Annotated in this window: 8 protein-coding genes and 1 pseudogene; 1 reads left to right on the top strand and 8 read right to left on the bottom strand. The window is 45.9% G+C overall.

Annotated elements, in window-relative coordinates; all coding sequences use genetic code 11:
• Window positions 1–328 precede the first annotated feature (328 nt).
• The 6 genes and pseudogenes from H524_RS16995 to potA form a co-directional block, all read right to left on the bottom strand.
• Window positions 329–424, bottom strand: a pseudogene (locus H524_RS16995) (flagellin N-terminal helical domain-containing protein); the annotation flags it as partial.
• 424 nt (window positions 425–848) lie between these two features.
• Window positions 849–1,826, bottom strand: coding sequence for a flagellin N-terminal helical domain-containing protein (locus H524_RS0103120; RefSeq protein WP_027939177.1), 978 nt, complete (start codon window positions 1,824–1,826; stop codon window positions 849–851).
• Between the two features lie 19 nt (window positions 1,827–1,845).
• Entirely contained in the window at window positions 1,846–2,760 is a 915-nt protein-coding gene (locus H524_RS0103125) for a flagellin N-terminal helical domain-containing protein (protein WP_027939178.1), read from the bottom strand.
• A 370-nt stretch (window positions 2,761–3,130) separates the two neighbouring features.
• Entirely contained in the window at window positions 3,131–4,966 is a 1,836-nt protein-coding gene (locus H524_RS17945) for an ABC transporter permease subunit (protein WP_317383726.1), read from the bottom strand.
• A complete protein-coding gene (locus tag H524_RS0103135) occupies window positions 4,953–5,804 on the bottom strand; it encodes an ABC transporter permease subunit (RefSeq protein WP_342663613.1) in 852 nt (283 codons plus the stop codon). Before H524_RS0103135 ends, H524_RS17945 begins: the two co-directional genes overlap by 14 nt.
• A gap of 413 nt (window positions 5,805–6,217) precedes the next feature.
• Window positions 6,218–7,342 (bottom strand): polyamine ABC transporter ATP-binding protein, encoded by a 1,125-nt coding sequence (gene potA / locus H524_RS0103140; RefSeq protein ID WP_027939180.1) that lies wholly within the window; start codon window positions 7,340–7,342, stop codon window positions 6,218–6,220.
• A 1,048-nt stretch (window positions 7,343–8,390) separates the two neighbouring features.
• Between potA and H524_RS13985 the strand changes: the two genes are divergently transcribed.
• A complete protein-coding gene (locus tag H524_RS13985) occupies window positions 8,391–9,608 on the top strand; it encodes an iron-containing alcohol dehydrogenase (RefSeq protein ID WP_044121362.1) in 1,218 nt (405 codons plus the stop codon).
• Window positions 9,609–9,935: 327 nt separating this feature from the next.
• On the opposite strand, the gene H524_RS16305 is transcribed toward H524_RS13985, so the two are convergent.
• A complete protein-coding gene (locus tag H524_RS16305) occupies window positions 9,936–11,579 on the bottom strand; it encodes a DUF4253 domain-containing protein (RefSeq protein ID WP_052338876.1) in 1,644 nt (547 codons plus the stop codon).
• 962 nt (window positions 11,580–12,541) lie between these two features.
• Window positions 12,542–18,328 carry a zinc-binding metallopeptidase family protein gene (locus H524_RS0103155; RefSeq protein WP_027939181.1) on the bottom strand — a complete coding sequence of 1,929 codons (5,787 nt, stop codon included), beginning with the start codon at window positions 18,326–18,328 and terminating at the stop codon, window positions 12,542–12,544.
• Window positions 18,329–19,043: the final 715 nt, after the last annotated feature.

A 19,043-nucleotide genomic window follows, 5' to 3' on the forward strand; every position in this document is an offset into this window, starting at 1 on the left:
TATAGCGCGAGCAACGACTAAAAAGCAACGAAGAGGCAGTAATCTCTTATAACAATTGCAGACACTAGAAACGTGATATTTATGCTGTTTTATCCGATTTTATGACAACTGCCTAAAATGCAGAAACGTTTACAGATCGATCTCGACTATGCGCTCTAAAAGAGTACAGCCTTTAGTCACTGTCATAAGAGAAACGTTTCTAGAGAGAGCTAAAAAAAACGCACTGAGGAGAATCAGTGCGTAAATTATTTAAGAAAAGTTTGAAAAGTAGCCTATATATGGCAATCGTCTACATGGCAATTACGTTTATGATAACACTCTTGTATCAGTTGAGGCCGTTGATCTGGGAGGTTAAGCGATCCGCGATCTGGAGACCTGCAGCGTCGTCTTTAGCGCTATTAATACGCATACCGCTTGCACAACGGGGCCCGTTTTTACCACATTAAATCGGCTGCGGATCACAGAAGAGCCTCTGAGGGGGGAGGACGGTCTTCCCAGCCGCCCCTTGTCTTCTACAGGACTCTGCTGTGATCGCTGTCTGCTCTGCGAGCCTCCTAAAAATCAGGTTTTACGCAGTTGATTCAGCTTCTCATGTTTTTGAAAAAATCTCAGTGTACACATTATATCTTACACTGGAAGTGAATAACTTCGTAACTGGCGTACCCGAAGTTTAGGCATATTCGCAGTATGTCGATTTAATTTAAGGTGGTAATTATGGGCACCCATGCGTTGATAAACGCTGGTAGGTAGTGGTCAGAGAGTTCTGAACATTACCTAAGTAGCGCTGGCCCTGAAGGGCTGAGTAATTGGTATTTACATATACTGCCATGGGAAAGTCCTCCTTACGATTAGCCTAATAAGCTTAAGCCAAGCTGAGGACGGGTGTTAGCCTGCATCAGCATTGAGGCAGCAGCCTGCTGAATAATGGACTGCTGAGATAAGTTTGCAGACTCTTCAGCAAAATCAGCATCGCGAATACGTGAGCGTGCATCAGCTTCGTTAGCAGCAACATTGGACTGGTTGCGGATAGAGCTCTCAAGACGATTTTGGATGGCACCAAGCCCAGCACGCATACCATCAATCTTTGAAATGGCTGCATCAAACATTTCGATGATGCCACCAAATGAGTCAGCGCTTGCGTCTGTCTTTGCCTTTGAGAAGAATACCGTTATCTCGCCTGTGTTCTGATTTGTAGAAAAGACTTTGCCATTTCCGACAAGCTGAGTAACTGTTGCCAGTTTAGAGAACATAACAGACTCAACATCAAAGGAGATAGTGTCACCTTTGTTCGATCCAACTTGTAGAGTTATAGAGCCAGTATCGCCTGCTTTACCAGCAGAGCCGTTATTACCGCCACCTGGAGGTTGACCACCACCAGCTGCGCCGTAAATAGAAGTATCACCTTTGCCGTTTAACACGGTCTTGCCAGCAAAAGTAGTTTGGGTTGCAATTCGGTTAACTTCAGTCGCTAGAGCTGCAACTTCTTTGGCTAAAGCCTTGCGATCTTCAATGGTATTGGTTCCATTGTTAGCTTGAACAGCTAAAGTACGCATTTTTTGGAACATGCCAGAGATCTCGTCCATGCCAGCTTCGATGGTCTGGGCTAATGCAATACCGTCTGCAGCGTTACGGTTACCCTGGTTGAGGCCGTTGATCTGGGAGGTTAAACGGTCAGCGATCTGGAGACCTGCAGCGTCGTCTTTAGCGCTATTAATACGCATACCGCTTGATAAACGCTGGTAGGTAGTGGTCAGAGAGTTCTGAACATTACCTAAGTAGCGCTGGCCCTGAAGGGCTGAGTAATTGGTGTTTACATATACTGCCATGGGAAAGTCCTCCTTACGATTAGCCTAATAAGCTTAAGCCAAGCTGAGGACGGGTGTTAGCCTGCATCAGCATAGAGGCAGCAGCCTGCTGGATAATGGACTGCTGTGAAAGGTTTGCAGACTCTTCAGCAAAGTCAGCATCACGGATACGGCTGCGAGCGTCAGCTTCGTTAGCAGCAACGTTAGACTGGTTGCGGATGGAGCTCTCAAGTCTGTTCTGGATCGCGCCTAAGTTGGCACGTTGTCCATCAACCTTAGCAATAATGCCATCCATATTTGCAATCAGGTTTTGAGCTGCTTCAACAGTAGAGAATAAAATGGCTTTACCTTTGGTCGCAGTAGGGTCATCTTTATTGATGCCAGTAGATAAGCCTTTTGCAATAACAGAAAACTTAAAGCTAGCTACATCAAAAGTAATGGTGTCACCCTTGTTTGAACCTACCTGCAGAGTAACTTTACCGCCTTTTGAGGCCTGACCAGCAGCTGCCTCAGAATAAATTGCACCTTTTGTAGCACCAGCAAGAATACTTTTACCGCCATATGTAGTTTGGCGTGAGATTCTAGCAATCTCAGCAGTTAAAGAGCTTGCTTCTTTTGCTAAAGCAGCGCGATCCTCAGCTGTGTTAGTACCATTTGAAGCCTGTACAGCTAAGGTACGGATCTTTTGGAGCATGCCTGAGATCTCGTCCATGCCGGACTCAATGGTCTGAGCAAGAGCAATACCGTCTGAAGCGTTGCGGTTACCCTGGTTGAGGCCGTTGATCTGTGATGTCAGGCGATCGGCGATTTGAAGGCCTGCAGCGTCATCCTTGGCGCTGTTAATACGAAGGCCTGAGCTCAGTCTTTGATAGGTAGTAGTGAGATTATTGTTGACATTAGTCAGGTATCTTTGGCCTTGAAGGGCGCTGTAATTGGTGTTTACGTAAACTGCCATGGGACAGATCCTTATAGTTAGTTGTTTGCATTGCCCACGGGTCAATACACATCGGTTCGGGGCATTATGATCTTTCTTACACTTGCTAACGATTATGTTGTTTTATTTGTATTTGTAAAACATAGCAAAGTAAAAATGTTTGATCGTAAACACATTATTTTTTACTTTTGGATGGTGCTGTAGATATTGTGTATCTATTGGTTTTGAGGGGCTGTGAAACGGATTTGCCATCGTTATTTACATGTTATTTATGTAAAAAACGGTGAGTAATTATGGAGTGTATGCGGAGGGATGAAAAAGCCCCGAGTCTTGGTGAAGAATCGGGGCTTTTGGAGGCTAGGGAGTGCTAGCCTTGGGTTGAGTGGCTAGGTTACTTGTCAGTGTTGTCGATGACGTTGGCGCTAGCAATATCAGATGATGAGGTCTTGGTGACTTCTGCAGCGCTCTTGTTATCTGATGCACTTGAGGCTAGGGCGCGAGCACGGGCGGCAGCGGCTGCTGCCTTGCGGGCTTTTGATTGAGCAAGAGAGCTTGCAGTTGTGGCCACTACGCTGCTCTTTGCATTGCTCTTGTCGCTGGCTACTTCAAGTGAATCATTTGACTCAGTCTCGCTACTTTGAGCCTTGCTAATTGCGGCCTTAGTTGCAGCCTTACGTGCCTTAGCATCAGCAAGCGAGGTAGAGGTAGTAGCAGGAGCTGTTGCACCCTTAAGCTTTGCCTTCATTGAAGTTGGGGCAGGGGCGATAAGGTCTTGATCTTCACCATTAGATGGATTGAACTTAACCTCACCAAACTCCTCGTGATCTAACACGCGAGCCATACCAGCTTGAGCTATACCCTCTGACTCGATTCTCTGAGCTGCGGTTGCATCTTTAGCTGAGCTGCTTGAGGATTTCTTGACCTCGGCAGATGCGGCTTCGGATGCAGCCTTACGAGCAGCCTCTAATTTTGCAGCTTGCTCTTCGGTCACTACAGGGCTTACAGCTACTGTGCTTGGTTCGGCCTTGCTTTGTTGGACTTGAGCCTCGCGCAATGCAGCTTCGGCCTCTTCACGCTCAACACGCTCTAAAGCTTGCTCAGCAGCAGTTGCGTAGGCCTCAGCAAGTTCGGTGTTATCCACTGCCTCGCCATCTTCTGCTGCTACCACAGCGCCAGCTTTTCTACCCTTGGTATCAACCACGTTAGGGCTACGCATCGACTTTAAAGCTAAAGCAGTTGCTGCAGCTGTATCTTCACCACGGCTTAAAGCTTTAGCCTGAGCTTGCAACAGTGCCAGAGCTACTGGATTGAGCTTGAAGTCGCTATCGAGCATTTCATCGCCGTGTGGTGCAAAGTAATGCAGTTTTTGCTCTTCTGCGGAGGCCTTTTCAGCCTTAGCTGCATCGGCACGCTTACGCTTTTGCTTCTTGACCATGGATAACCAAGCAAAGAAGGTAAAGATTGATACGATGAAGACGATGATAGTTGCTAACGCATTGATCTCAGGTGACAGGCCTCTACGTACTGATGAGAAGATCAGCATAGGTAGAGTAGTGGAGTCAGGGCCTGCAATAAATGAGGCAATCACCAAATCATCCATAGACATGGTGAAAGCCAGTAAGAATGCAGCAACTTCAGATGGCATTAAGGCAGGAAGGATAATGGCAAAGAATACTTTGACAGGGCCTGCGCCTAAGTCCATAGCAGCCTCTTCAATGGAGGTATCAAGCTCTCTAAAACGAGAGCGGATAACTACAGTTGCATAGGCTGAGCAGAAAGTTACGTGAGCAATCCAAATGGCCCAAATGCCGCGATCAGCAAAAATAGGGATATGAGAGCCTAAAGTTACGAAGATCAGCAGCAGTGCAAGACCAGTAATAACCTCAGGTAACACCATAGGAGCGGTCATTAACAGTACAAATAATGACTCGCCTCTAAAGCTGCCTACGCGGGTTAACACGAATGCAGCTAAGGTGCCTAACACCACGGAGGCACAAGCAGTCATAAACGCTACTAAGAGCGATACGCCAACTGCGCGGATGATGTCTGAGTTGTTAAATAAGGCTCGGTACCACTTTAAAGATGCCTGCGTCCAAACAGTCACCATACGTGACTCATTGAATGAGTACACAATCAAGGTCACGATAGGCAGGTATAAGAATACCAAGGCACAGGCGATGATCACGCCGCGTGCAATGGCAGCCTTGCTTTGCTTACTTCCGTGCATTGATCCTCTCCTGTTCCTTACGCTCGATCTTGTAGAAGACCACAATTGGGATCACAAGGATGATGAGCATGATGATGGCTACAGCACTAGCAAGTGGCCAGTCACGATTGTTAAAGAACTCTTGCCATAAGATACGACCGATGAGGATCGAGCCCTTACCGCCAAGCAGCTCAGGAATAACGTATTCACCGATGGCTGGGATAAAGACGAGCATAGAGCCGGCAACAATACCTGACTTAGTTTGCGGTACTAAGGAGTTAAAGAAAGTCTTAACAGGACGGCAACCTAAGTCTGAAGCAGCTTCGATTAATGAGTAGTCAACCTTCATTAATGCTGAGAATAACGGCAGTACCATGTACGGCAAGTAGCAGTACACAATACCGATATAAACTGCAGCATCTGTTTGCAGAATCTGAATCGGCGCATCGATAATGCCTAAGGTCATCAAGATTTCATTGATTAGACCATCGCGCTTTAACAGAGTCATCCATGCGTAGATACGTACTACAAACGAAGTCCAGCTCGGCATAATGATGAGCATGAACAGTACGTTACGCATAGCAGGACGAGCAGTGGCTAACGCCCAAGCAATCGGATAACCGATTAACAAACAGAAGAAAGTAGAGAATGTTGCTACCTGTAAAGACTTCAGGTAGGAGCGAATATAAGTTCCTTCAGGATCAGTGAAGATGTAGGTGTAGTTTTCCAAATGCAGAATGATCTGCATGGCACCCTCTTCAAAGGTAACTAAAGGAGAGTACGGAGGAATGGCGATTTCTGATACTGACAAAGAGATCTTAAAGATGATCAAGAATGGCAGTAAGAAGAACAGTACCATCCATAGGTACGGTAGAAAAATGAGTGCGTAATCACGCCAAGTGTGCTGATGTGTACTCATCATTCCAGTCTCATTTGATGTAACACGCTTTGTAGCAAAAGCGCGTCGGATAAAACTAAGATTCGAGCTTAAGCCAGTGGACATCGCAGTTACCTGTATAGTTGTGCACAATAGCTTGCCTCAAGAGCGCTATGAGATATCTACAGTGTGTCAGTGAAAGCTGCTTTTTTTCAAGCTGTTCTCTGCCTGATGCTGCAGGTATCTTTGTGAAGATACAATCTTTTAGATAGATCTATTTGTGTCTTGAGGGGCATGTCCTTAAGTGAGTGCAAGCTGATGGTCAGACATATGTTTATGTCTGAGGCCATCTTTGCCCAGAGGGCATTGCTTTATCACTTGGTGGTCGATGGCCATTAAATGGTCAGCGCAATACAGGAATCTGGATCCCAGCTTAAGTAAACATGGTCTTCCCAAGTTGGAAGGCCTTGCTTGAATCGGTCTACGTTAGGCAGTGTTGAAGTAACAATACGGCCGTTGGTGAGCTTTACGTAGTAAATAGACACGTCGCCTAAGTAAGCGATGTTCTCTACTACACCCTCACACCAGTTGGTATTCTCAGCAGGGCGCTCATGAGAGATGTAAATCTTCTCAGGACGCAGCGCAATAATGAGAGGCATACCGTCAGCCAAATCGATATCGTGAGATAACTCAATTAAGTGGTTGAAATCACGAGCCTTGATTAAAGATTGGGTAGCTGAAGAGGTTACTAAGGAGCTTTCAAAGATGTTTACTGAGCCGATGAACTCAGCGCAGAAACGGCAGTTAGGGTTTTCGTAGATTTCACGAGGACCACCAACCTGAATAAACTCACCTCTATCCATAATGGCAATACGATCAGCCATAGTCATGGCTTCTTCTTGATCGTGGGTAACCATCAGACAGGTAACATTAACTGAGTTGATGATGTCAACGAGCTCAAGACGCATCTGCTCACGCAGCTTCTTATCAAGTGCACCCATTGGCTCATCAAGGAGCAGCAGGCGAGGCTCTTTAGCTAAAGAACGAGCCAAAGCCACACGCTGACGTTGACCACCAGAGAGCTGATATGGCTTTCTGTCAACATAGTTTTCCATGTGTACAAGACGCAGCATACGCTCTACACGGTCTTGAATTACATCCTTTGGTAACTTGCTTTGCTTTAAACCAAAAGCGATGTTTTGGCCTACGGTCATGTATGGGAACAGAGCGTAAGACTGGAACATCATGTTTAAAGGACGTTTGTACGGTGGTACACCGATCATTTCTTCGCCGCAGAGCATGATAGAGCCAGAGGTTGGCTGCTCAAAACCTGCTAAAAGACGTAACAAAGTGGATTTACCGCAGCCTGAAGAGCCGAGTAAGGCGAAAATTTCACCTTCATAGATGGTTAAGTCCACTTCGTCTACAGCTACGAAATTATCAAAGCGCTTAGTGAGCTTCTTGACAGTCAGAATAGGTTTACGATTCTGCTTCTCAGGAGAAGGTTTTTGACCTGGCAGTTCACCTACGCGATGGGAGGCAGATCCCTTTGGGGCTGCAGCTAAGTTCTTGATGCCCTGAACGGTTGATAAAGGAGATGTTGGAGTGCTAGTTGCAGCACTTGCCTCATTTGAAGCGGCTTCTGCCGCTTGCAACTTAGGAGTATTTTCCACTCGTATAAGTCCAAGATGAAAGGTAAGAAGGACCCCGCCCCAAGCGATTACCTTAGGCTGTTTACTCATAGCTTAGTTGCTTGAGTAGAACAACTGTAGCGAGCTAATGTTAAATTTAGGTCTAACTTAAGCTCATGTATGTGGTATTTCACTTCAGCGGGCAGCTGCAGGACACCTTTTGGTGTACACAGCTATAAGGCATCGTATGTGACAAGTGTTATTAGTCATTACATGCAAACATGGTGTTTGCGTAGAGATGGTTCCTTATGCTGCCGCAGCCCGGCCACAATAATACTTTTCGGGCCTAGACCTGCATAATAAACGGCGAGTACTCTCGGCGCAAAGCAGAAAAGCACCTAGCTAAATGATTAAGCTTGTAGTGCATAGGCCGATGACACCATGACAATACAGGTGCCATTTTGCTCACGAAACAGTGACAACTGCCCCATGATAAGCCCGTATAATACAGAATTTCTCGGACTTTGCGACATCTTAGGACAAGTATTTACGTAAATAGTTTGCCCTTTAAAATGCCAGCGCCTTACAAAGCCCATGAAACAAGGGCCTAACGACAACAAGCGGTTAAAACATTGCCAAGCCCACTTACATTGGCATATGGTCAATATGCATGCAAAAGCTGACAATTTTGCAAAATGTGCATGCAACTATTTATGTTATGGTGACGTGGCTAGGTTTTTGATAGCTTAGCAGCTAATGGTGGTTAGACTTTGGCTTAAGCATGGGCATAGCTGTCTTTGCTTGCACTAGGCGCTATGGGCTTTAGCAATCATGCTATACTTGCCTCACTCACTAAAAAAGCGTTGTGAGCTACTTAAGCTCATATCTTTGCTAAATTAGTTTTTGCCCGTTTGAAATAATAAGGAGCATCGGAGCCATGCAGAATTTTGACTATCAGCGCCGTACCTTTGTTATGTTCGGACGTGGCCGTGAGAACGAGGCAGGCTCAATCTTAAAGTATGAAGGTGCTCGTCGTATCATGATTCATTATGATGACGCCTCCCATAAACCTGACTTGTTTGATCGTATTAAGCGCTCATTAGATCGCGCCGGATTAGAGTTTTTTGTGTTTGGTAAGACTCAAGAAATTGCTTGGGCCGATACTGTTTATGAAGGCATTAACTATTGCCGACAAGAGCATATTGATGCGGTATTAGCTGTAGGCGGTGCCTCAGCGATTAACAGCGCAAAAGCTATTAGTGCAGGTGCTCTATACGCTGGTGACTTTTGGGACTTCTTTTCAGGAGTACGTGAGCCAGTACGTACCTTGATTAATGGTGCTATTACCACTTCATCTGATACCGGTGCCGAATGCTCTGCAGTTTGTACCATCGCCCGTGAGATTGATGGCAAGCTGCGTAAGTTCAATAAGAGCTCGCCAGCATTCTTACCTCGTTTTGCCATCATCAATCCTGAACTGAGCTTGTCTATCGACAACAAGTCTACTGCAGTTGCTGCAATGGACATGATCGCTCACGTTATTGAGTGCTACTTTACTAATACTCCAAACGTAAATCTCACTGATGAACTGTGCGAAGGTATCTTACGCACTATCATCAACACTCTACCTCGTACTATTGAAGATCCAAATGATTACGATGCACGTGCTAATCTCATGCTAGCCGGCACCTTGGCACAAAATGGTATGTGTGGTTTAGGTCGTGAGGCAGATTGGTCGGTGCATGTGCTTGAGCTTGAGCTCGCTGCTACTTACAGAACTCTACGTGGTGAAGGCCTTGCTGTACTCATCCCAGCATGGATGACATATTGCTTAAAGCACAATCCAATGCGTATGGCTCAGTTTGCCAATAAGGTCTTTGGTATTGCGCTTAATTACGATGATCCAACCGATACAGCATTCAAGGGTATTGAGGCGCTCAGAGTGTTCTTCCATCGTTGTGGTCTGCCGCAAAACTTCTTTGAGATGGGACTGCCAATGGTGGATGTAGTTAAGCTAGTAGAGAGCTTACACCTCAAAGACGGTGCCACTATCGGCAATTACGTAAAACTCGACTCTACTGCATGTGAGTCTATTTACACTCTGGCCTATACTTACAGACAAACTCGCCGCTTATTACCGCACTATAACGTCTAGCTCATTACTCAGCAACTGCCCAAAATGATGGGCACTGATGATTATCTTTCATATAGCAAAAAAGCCGCAGCTGCGGCTTTTTGCGTCTTAGGATGGTTTGTATGGCCAATCTAGCAAGCTCGCGCTCGCTTAAATGCAGCTAGCTAAGAGTAGGGCTTTACATGAGACCGTAAGGTCTAAGTAGAGCTAAAGGCACTTTGCTCTAAGGCTCTTAGCAATTAAGGCCTTTGCAATAAATGTCCTTAGCTATAAGAGCTAAAGACACTTTGCTCTAAGGATCTTAGCTATGAAGATCCTTAGCTATGAAAGCGCTTAGCTATAAAAGCCTTAGCGCCACCAGAAGTACCAAACAGTAGACTGTCTAAGTGAGTCAGCAAGGCAACCAACATAGTGGTGCAACTCTGTGAGCTCATGGCACAGACCGTATTGCTCAACTGCTAGCTCTAAAGCCTTATCCTCAGGTACTGGAGCTGGAACAATATACTCAAGCTCATCATGAGTGAGTACAGCAGGCATAGCTTGGTAACGCTCAAACCAGAACTTGGAGATAGAGGTAATATCCTCAGGAGCAGGGCAGTCACCCCAGCCGCCAAATGGTAAGAAGGCAAAGACATCCCATGGATTAGTTACAGGCAGCTTAGCAAGTAACAGCGGCACACTCATCTCAGTGTCGTGGTCGATAACTGAGGAGAAGTTATTGTAGGAACGACCGTTCTCAACGCGACCGATAATGAGTTGATCCCAGTCGATATTGTCCTTAGCGGCCTTTTCTTCGCACTCACTAATGCGATAGGCTAAAGTTACCTTGCCGTTATCGCTTTCGGTAGATAAAGCAGTAGAGCGGTAATCACGAACGTGATCAAAGGAGAACTCAAGACCATCCTCTGACTCGGTAAATGGATCTGAGTTAACAATCATGCACTGTAAGAGCAGGTCGTTAACTGCAATTAACATTGGGACAAAGCCCTCAGATAAACCTTGTACAGATGCTTGATCGTAAGCCTCACGAATAGCTGCGATATCGGAAGTTGGTGGAATATAGGAACAATCGCAGTTTAAGAAAGAGATCATCTTGCGAGCTAAAGCTGCAATATGTGGATCTGATTCTTCTTCAAGGCCAGTAACTACAATGCTGTGCTCGTCGATAATTTGAGCATTGTCAGTGGAGGCATCCTCAGCTTCGGTAGCAACCACCTCAACATTTTCTTCATTACGAGAGACCTTGTAGGTCATCTGATCTGGCATGGCGATACCGCGAGAGTGAGTTACGGTATAGCTCTCTTGATCTGAGAAAGCTACAGTCTCACCGTCGCCTAAGATGGCATCGTTTTCTAGCACATAGTAAGCAAGGTTACGTAACACCTCACGCATGCCATCGATGTCCATATTTGGATCGCAGATCTCCATCTCGTCCATGCCGAAGTTTTCCATACCAAAGGTATAGCACATCACTTCGTTTTCGATGGTCACAGCACCGCACCAAATCCAAGTTTCAATTGGCAGACAGTCGTGCTTGAGCATGTCAGAAAAGAGATCGTAATAAACTGGTTCTACCACTACGCCAGAGGTGTAAACGCCGCTTGCAAAAGGCTGACGGCTGCCAGCGGACATGAGCTTAGTAAAGAGTTTGGCGCGGTCGATAGTGTCGATAAGAAAATCGGCATGTACAGAGATGTGGATGTAGCCTTGATGAGCCTGGGCTACAGCATTGGCCTCGGGCCACTGGAAGTTGTTAGACGCATAGGCCTCTGCCTCACCATCAGGCATGTGCTCTGGCACAAACATGAAAGCAGCATGAATACCATCTAAGTCAAAGATCAATTCAGAGTCACTCTTAGAGAGATTCTCCTTAGGCTCGATATCCCACTTTTCTTTGAGATCGCTTAAAAGCTTACTCTGATCCCATGAAGGACTTGAGAGTAGTATGCAGCCAGAAAACTGGCCTGTGGTGTCGAAGTTAACTTCAGCCATAGTGAACTCTTTTCTTTTTCGCGACCTGGAGTATCAAGTAGCAGTGTGTAGTTGCATACCCTGATAGCGCGTTTGCCCATCACATCTAAAAGACTCAGCTTTTAGATAAACAGAAGGGTCAATATGTTGATGGGCGTTTGTCAAAGTTTGTACAAGGGATAACGCTTAACAATCTTTGACACGATGCTTTTATTTGCATCCACGCCTAAGGTTAATAAAGCTATACCAGTCTTAAGCTCAAAGAGACTAGTAAGCCTCAGTAAAAGCGCAAAGATAAAGGCTTAGCGCTATATTAATCTTCATAAAGCACAAAGTGTCGGATCATGGTCACTAAAACCATAATAAAACATGTGCTAGTTTATTTTTTGTTGCACGTGCAATCATTGGGCCTTGATTGCATAAGTACACAGCGCAGCTACACTTGATGTCAAGTTGCTTGGGCTTCAAGATTATCTACTTATCAGCAAAAATCTAATAGCACTGTATCTCTAGTTGCGAAAACTTCTTAACTACGTATGGTTAAAAAGCATCATTTGCCAACATGCATACCATATCTGCACCATCCACGATCTTTAACATAAAGACACATAAGGACAAGCGCCCGCTCATCTAAGCTTTGACATCAGATAAAGCATCCTCGTCCGATCTCTGATTGCAGACACAAGCCGCGCCTGCTCCACCTGATCTTTGACATCGGACTAAGGCAGCCTCATATGATCTCTGATTGCAGACACAAACAGCGCACTATTCATCTGATCTCTGACATCGAACAAATTCAATCTCATCTGATCTTTGACAGTAGTTAGTCCTCTGGTGGCTAAATAGCCTTGGTGACAGTTAAAGTGTGGTGTAAAGCAATCTAAGTTTGTAAATCAGTGGTTTAGAGAGCAACCATAGCCAATGCTTGAAGCTAATAGAGCATAGTACTTTAGAGCTTTGGACTTTAGGTTGCTTGATAAACGTTAATTGCCGCGTACTACGATGGTAGTAGGAACGCTAGCGTCTTCTTTAATACGCTCATGTTGGCTCATGATAGATTTCTCAGCTGTACGCTCAAGATAGCTAGTAGAGCCTTCAATAGCGGTAGGCGAAGTAGGGATTCGTGCACTTTGCTTATTAGCATTGAGCAGAGCACCTGCCTCTTCAGCAGAGACTCGCTTAGAGACCACTACTGCGCCGCCTTGTGAGTAAACCATCTGATCTTGCTGAGCTTGAGGCTGGGCCTTTGGAGCTGTGGTAGTACGCATAATACGTACACCAGGGCTCTTAGCCTTAATAGCCTCAGCACCGGCATTAGCAGCTTCAGCTGCAGCTCTGTCAGCCTCTGCCTTAGCCTGAGCCATAGCTCTGATCTCAGCAGATGACAGTGACGATACAGGCACGTTGCGGCTTAAAGCACCGTCAACTACATTAGCACCAGATTGAGAGTTTTCAGGTTGCTCAAAGCTCTTAGTAAGCTCATCAGGATCGTAGCTTAAAACATCGCCACGGCCAGTTAAGTCGATATAGCTACCACGCTTACGACGTGGCGGCATATTATCGGCATCATCACCGTACATAGCTCTACGCAATGCCGCACGCTTTTCATCTAAAGCCGCCTTGGCAGCGATCTTAGCCTCTTCCTCAGCACTAGTGCCATTAGATGCCTCATCAGCACCATCTCCACCTTGCGCCTGAGCACCTTGATCCGCTGTATCGGCAGTGCCTTGATTATCACTTGCAGCACCATCACTAGCGGCGCTCTCAGCAGTTGCATTAGCCGCATCGGCTGCATCAGTGTCAGCAGCACCGGCTGCATCATCTACATTTGCGCTTGCATCAGTATTGATATCTGCATTGGCAGCAGCATTGCCCTCACTAAGGGTCTCATCCTTTTGGATAATGGTCTTAGTGATTACAGTGGCTACATAGTCATCGGTCTCTTCAGTGGTGTAAGAGTGCTCCTCGGTAGGATCTTTGTGTGACTGTTCCTCAACTACTAAAGCAGCATTATTATCAGCTTCAGCATCGGTTGAGGCAGGGGTATAAGCTCCAGAGGTGATAACAGTGGCAACACCATCAGTAGACTTTGATTGGGCGTCCTTCTCGTCGAGAACCTCAGTGGTGATCGCCTCAACAGGATCCATAAATGGCTTAGTTGCGCGTGAATCAGTAATGACTGAGTTTGTAGTCTCTGTCTTAGAGGTAGTGATAATGGCCTTAGCACTTAAAATGGTATCTGGTACTACAGCAATCTCTTGCTCGCTAGATTCATCCTTAGGCTGAGACTCAGCTTCAACGTCAGCTGCAACGCTATTTTGAGCAGCATTTTGCTCTTGTACGTCACTCTCAGTGCCGTTAGCGTCTTTTTCATCTAAGTCCGAGGCATAGAGCAGTTCAGCAATAGCCTCTTCAGAGTTAACTTTTTTAAGTGCAGCAATCTCTCTTAAGGTTGCAGCATCAAGTGGTTCAAGCTTTTTACTTGCCTTAGCAGCTGCAATAGGAGCATCAGCCTTCACATCGCTTGGAGATGCTTTAGGAGCTACGCTAGCATCTGCAGCCACAGCAGCACTAGCACTAGCAGTAGGCTTAGCATCAGCACCACTCTTATCAGACTCTACCTCAGGCTCTGTAGCAACATCTTGAGATGGAGCAGCGTCCAGTGCTTCGGTATTGTCTGATGGTACTTGCTCAGCATTAGTTACTAGATCTGCGCTTGAATCCTCTGCAGACGCTACGGTCTTAGCAGCTTCGTCGCTAGAGTTGTCTTGTGCATCGTATGACTCAGCCATCTTGGCTTGTGCATCGAATGACTCAGCCTTCTGGGCTTTCTGAGCGGCTTGAGCGGCGCGAATAGCTTCCATCGCAATAGCTCTTTGGCCTTCACGACGGGACTTTTCGGCGGCAGCTAACTTAGCAGCTTCAGCCTCAGCTCGAGCCTCTGCATAGACCTCTTCAGGATCACGGGTATTCTGCGGATCGCTATTAACCACTAAAAAGCGCTTAGCTGATGCGCTGTTATTCCCTGCAATTGCACCGGCAATGGCGTTTTCATCAGGCAGGGTAAAAGGCTTTGGAGCAGAGTCTAAAGACAGGTTGGCTGGCTTATCTAAATCATGAGCCACAGCTGCAGTAGCAGCAGCGCCATTAAAGTTTAATGGGCCATTATTACTAGCATTGGTGTTATCACTGCTTGGTGCAGATGTTCTAGCAGCGCTCTCTTTTCTTGCTGCTCCATTATCAGTTGTACGTACCTCGCCTACGCTCACTGAATCAGCATAGATAACATCAGAGAGTGGATTAGCGCTTTGGCGATATGGCTTTGGACTATCGATAGAGACTAGATTGTTTTGCTCAATCTTTCTATTGATAGAAGATGCAATCAATGAGGCAACATTGTCATCATTGATCTCATCAACAGAGCTCATGGATGGCTTGCGATCTTGAGTAGCAGCGCTAGCAGATGCACTGGCTGTATCCTCAGTAGCTACATAGCTCTTGCTTTCAACTTTAGTTTGCTGCTCGATAGAACTTAGGATGCTCTCAATGCTCTTACGAGGAGGCTCTGCTTGCATGGTGATAGTCTTATCTTCACTACCAACAGCTGCAGTGTGCATGGATGCAATTACAGCATCAGTCTTATCGTCATCAGCATTTAAGACATCGCTTTGTACGATGCTATCAAGCTCTCGCTCTAAACGAGCTTCACGAGCTTCAGCAGTAACGCTAGGATCATCTGCATTTGCATTTGCATTTGCATTTGCATCTACATCGCCCTCAGCATTTAATGCTGCACTAGTGGCAACGTCAGTCTCATCAGACTCTTGCTCGTAAGCTACATCCTCACTTGCTGCATTATCGGAGCTAGCAAGTTCAGCTGCAGTTGCGACATCATCTTGGGCACTTACATTGGCAGCAGCAAGATCAGAGTTAGCTGCACTGATGGTGCTATCAAGCTCATTTACTTGTGACTCAGCGGCAGTGTCCGGCGCGGCTTCGCTATCGAGAGCGGTTGCAGTGTCGATAGCAGGTGCAGTGTCGACCTTGGACTCATCCTTACTATCAGCACTCTTACGCTTGAAGATCTTGCCAAGGTTATTGAACAGTCCAAAGTGCTTTTCTTCGGTGGCTGCAACTTTAACTTGGGTAAGCTCAACTACAGGCTCAGACAGTCCATCACCAGGGACTTCGGATAAGACCTGAGCATCGGTATAGACGCTTTGTGCTGAGAGCTTACTAAAGTCGGTATGTGCTTGTGGGCTGATGATGCCATCTTCATCGTCAGAGGCAGCACTGACATATGACACATCGCTTTGTGCTGCAGTGTTCTGTGCATTTGACGCATGTACTGAGTCGGTGTCCTGAACTTCCTGAGCCTCAACATACTGAGGAGGATCTAAATCCTCTTCATCATCTTGATACTCGTTTGGATAGTTATCCTCGCTCTGCTCAATGCTGCCTTGCGCAGATGCTGCATAGGCTTGTTCAGCATTGATGCGCTGAGCAATCTCTTGCGCTACGGCATTTGTTTCAGCATATGGATTGATCTTTTGCTCACGGCTAAGTGAGTCTGTATCTTCAGCTGCTTGACTTTGTGCTGGAGCAGTAAAGAATGCCTTAGCAGCATTGGCTTGTGCTGCAGCAGATGCTGCTGCACGGGCCTTAGCCTCTGCTTGTGCTTTGGCCTCTAAAGCTGCAGCTTCAGCCTTGGCCTGTGCCTCGGCCTCAGCTTGGGCCGCCGCTCTTGCCTCAGCCTCAGCACGTGACTGAGCATCTGAGAGTGACTGAGTATCATCTCGTGACTGTGCTTGAGCATGTCCATTAGCTTGCTCATCTGCCTCAGCCTTAGCTTGCTCCTGAGTTACGTTAGAGGCTGCACTGGGATTTGCTTGAGCACTTGGGGCGCTAAGCATGGGGCCGCTCATAGAGGAGCCACTTTGGCTGCCTTGCTGCTTTAAGAAACTGTCTAAAGACTCTGGCTCTAAGGTGCCTTGAGAGAGCTTAGAGTAGAAGGTGTTATCGCCACTACGATGCTCATGAGCTTGCTGTGCAGCATTGATTGCGGCTCCGGCAATGGCCTCAGCTCGATGCTCTAAAGCATCAAGGTGACGCTGCAGATCGTCTTGGTAATTTTCAAGACTATTTTCTGGCGTATTAGCAATGGCATCAGCTAGTGAGAGTACAAAAGCTGGCAGATACTGACACATGCTAGTGTCAACATGCTCAGTAAGTAAAGTTAAGTGATCGCCCTTAACACCAATGGTGATAGTAGGAACGTCAATACCCTCGATATCGCTAATGCCAACTGGGCACTCGCGTGCTAAGGTATTGAGTGAATCTTTAAGATTTACTGGACGGCTAAAGCCTGCATCAGATGGCGCATAGTTTGTGGCCATAGTAGGCACGATAGGACTTACGGCAGAGAATTTGTTAATAAGTCCATCGAGGATCATAAATAACTCACGATCCTGGCTAGAGCTTGCTGACAGTCCTTGGGTAGGTACATAGTTGTCAGTAAAGTAAACCACTACTGAAGGGCGTGGCAACTTGGCAAGCTCATTGAGGCGCTCAATGATGGTAATGCCAGCTTGATGCAGTGATAAGCCCTCAGAACGGCATTTAAGCACCATGCCTTGCAAGGCCTTGTTAAGATCGCCAGTAAAATTATGGGAGGCACGCTCAAGTAAATCACTAAAAGACACCACCTCAGCATCTTGAGCAAGAGGAATAAACTCTTCGTGATTAAGGTTGGCATATGAGGCCTCACGCTGATCAATAAGCTCAGCAGCGTTTTCAATTGCCTTAGCAGCGCTATTTTTCAACAGCTCAAGTAAGTCATCTAAGCTTATGTTTACAAGTGGCATGCTAAAGCTAATTTGCATACCATCAGGGCTATAGTCCTTGCCAAACTCCTTGACGCGTAAGCTATCAAAAGTAGGTACTAATGGCTTTTGATGGAGGCTTTGGCTAAAGAGTGGGTTGAGCTCTAACTCACGAATGAGCTCTGAGGCAATGATGGATGCAGAGAAACCAGCATATGGTCTAAAGGCCGATGCAGAATTGCCAATTATGTAGAAAGATGGCTCTACCTTACCGTAGTTGCCAGTGTAGATGTGCAGATCTTTGTCAGTGCGAGAGATAGGGAAGTTTGGCTTAGCGTTGACACACAGACGCAGCTTTAGGTGCTCTTTTTTGATTAAGTCATGAACAAATGGAATGCACTTTTTAATGCCGCGATGCTGAATGGCACTTTCAGAAGTACAAATAAACAGAATGTTCAGCTTAAGACGCACATGATTGTCAGAAAGCTCTTTTAAGGCAACTAACATGGAGCCAGTGGCACACTTGCTTTGCAAGATGCCCAGGCCAAACATTAAATCACCTGAATCAATGCCTTTCTTTAAAGTCTCGTTAGTGATGTCTTTGCTCTGAGAGAGCTGCTTTTGTAGCTCATCACAATTAGTCGAGAAGCGCTTAAGTACACCATAGTGGTACGGGCTGTTTGTATCCGTGTCACATAAGATCACCAAAGTATCTTCAATGGCATCAAAACTCTTAACTAAAGCTACGATGGAGCTTTTTGAAGACTCTTCATGCGCAATGAGATTGAGATGATCTGCGTGATTTTTGAAATACGGAAACTCACCAAGGCCATCATAGATTGCCTTAGTGATTAAGGACGGTCCTTTTGCATGAGCAACGGACGGGATTGAAACTAACCATTTAGTTAAAATGGCTGCTTCATTGGACAAATTGGTATTAAACAGCATCGCTAAAACTTAAGCTTTGGCAAAAAGCACTTACAACTTCTACTCAGCATCAGTCTAAACAAGTCTTAATAGAAAAGTACTTAAGACGCAGCGCCTTTAAAAAATGGCCTAGTCACTAACATAAGCCCTTTTTAAAGTAAGACTCCTTAAGCTTTAGAGTTATTAGTACAGACTCGAATCTGCTAAAAACTAACACGCTTAGCTGACACTATACAGCCCATCAGTGGTATGGCTATTTGTAAAAAGCAAACAGCACTCTGACCAATGGTTTGTTTGAAGAAACCCTGCACAGGGTATTGGCCTAGTGAATTTACCATGAAAAGCCCCCATGCGACCATAAGACGTGATCAGATCATTGAGGATAGTCATAGATCTAAAAAACTCTTTGCACATCCTCAAGAACTTATGCATAGCAGCTCATCAAAAAATCGCCATTGCCATCTACACAATATAACTGTATCTATTTGTATGTAAGCTTTTTGATGCAATAGCCATTTATAAACATAAACAGCTCCTCATCTTTTCAACAAAAACAGAGCCATCCACCTACGCAATAGATACCAAGAGCTAGCTCATAGCATCAAAACCTAGCTGCACCACAAATCTTCCCATGAGGTCTCATAGACCATCAGACTAGTCAAAATCACCATAAGCACATGATTCATTTCCGAGCATCTGACTGCCTGACTAGTAATCCAGCCAACAAAAGCTCAAC

It is taken from the genome of Anaerobiospirillum succiniciproducens DSM 6400, from assembly GCF_000482845.1.
Lineage (GTDB): Bacteria > Pseudomonadota > Gammaproteobacteria > Enterobacterales > Succinivibrionaceae > Anaerobiospirillum > Anaerobiospirillum succiniciproducens.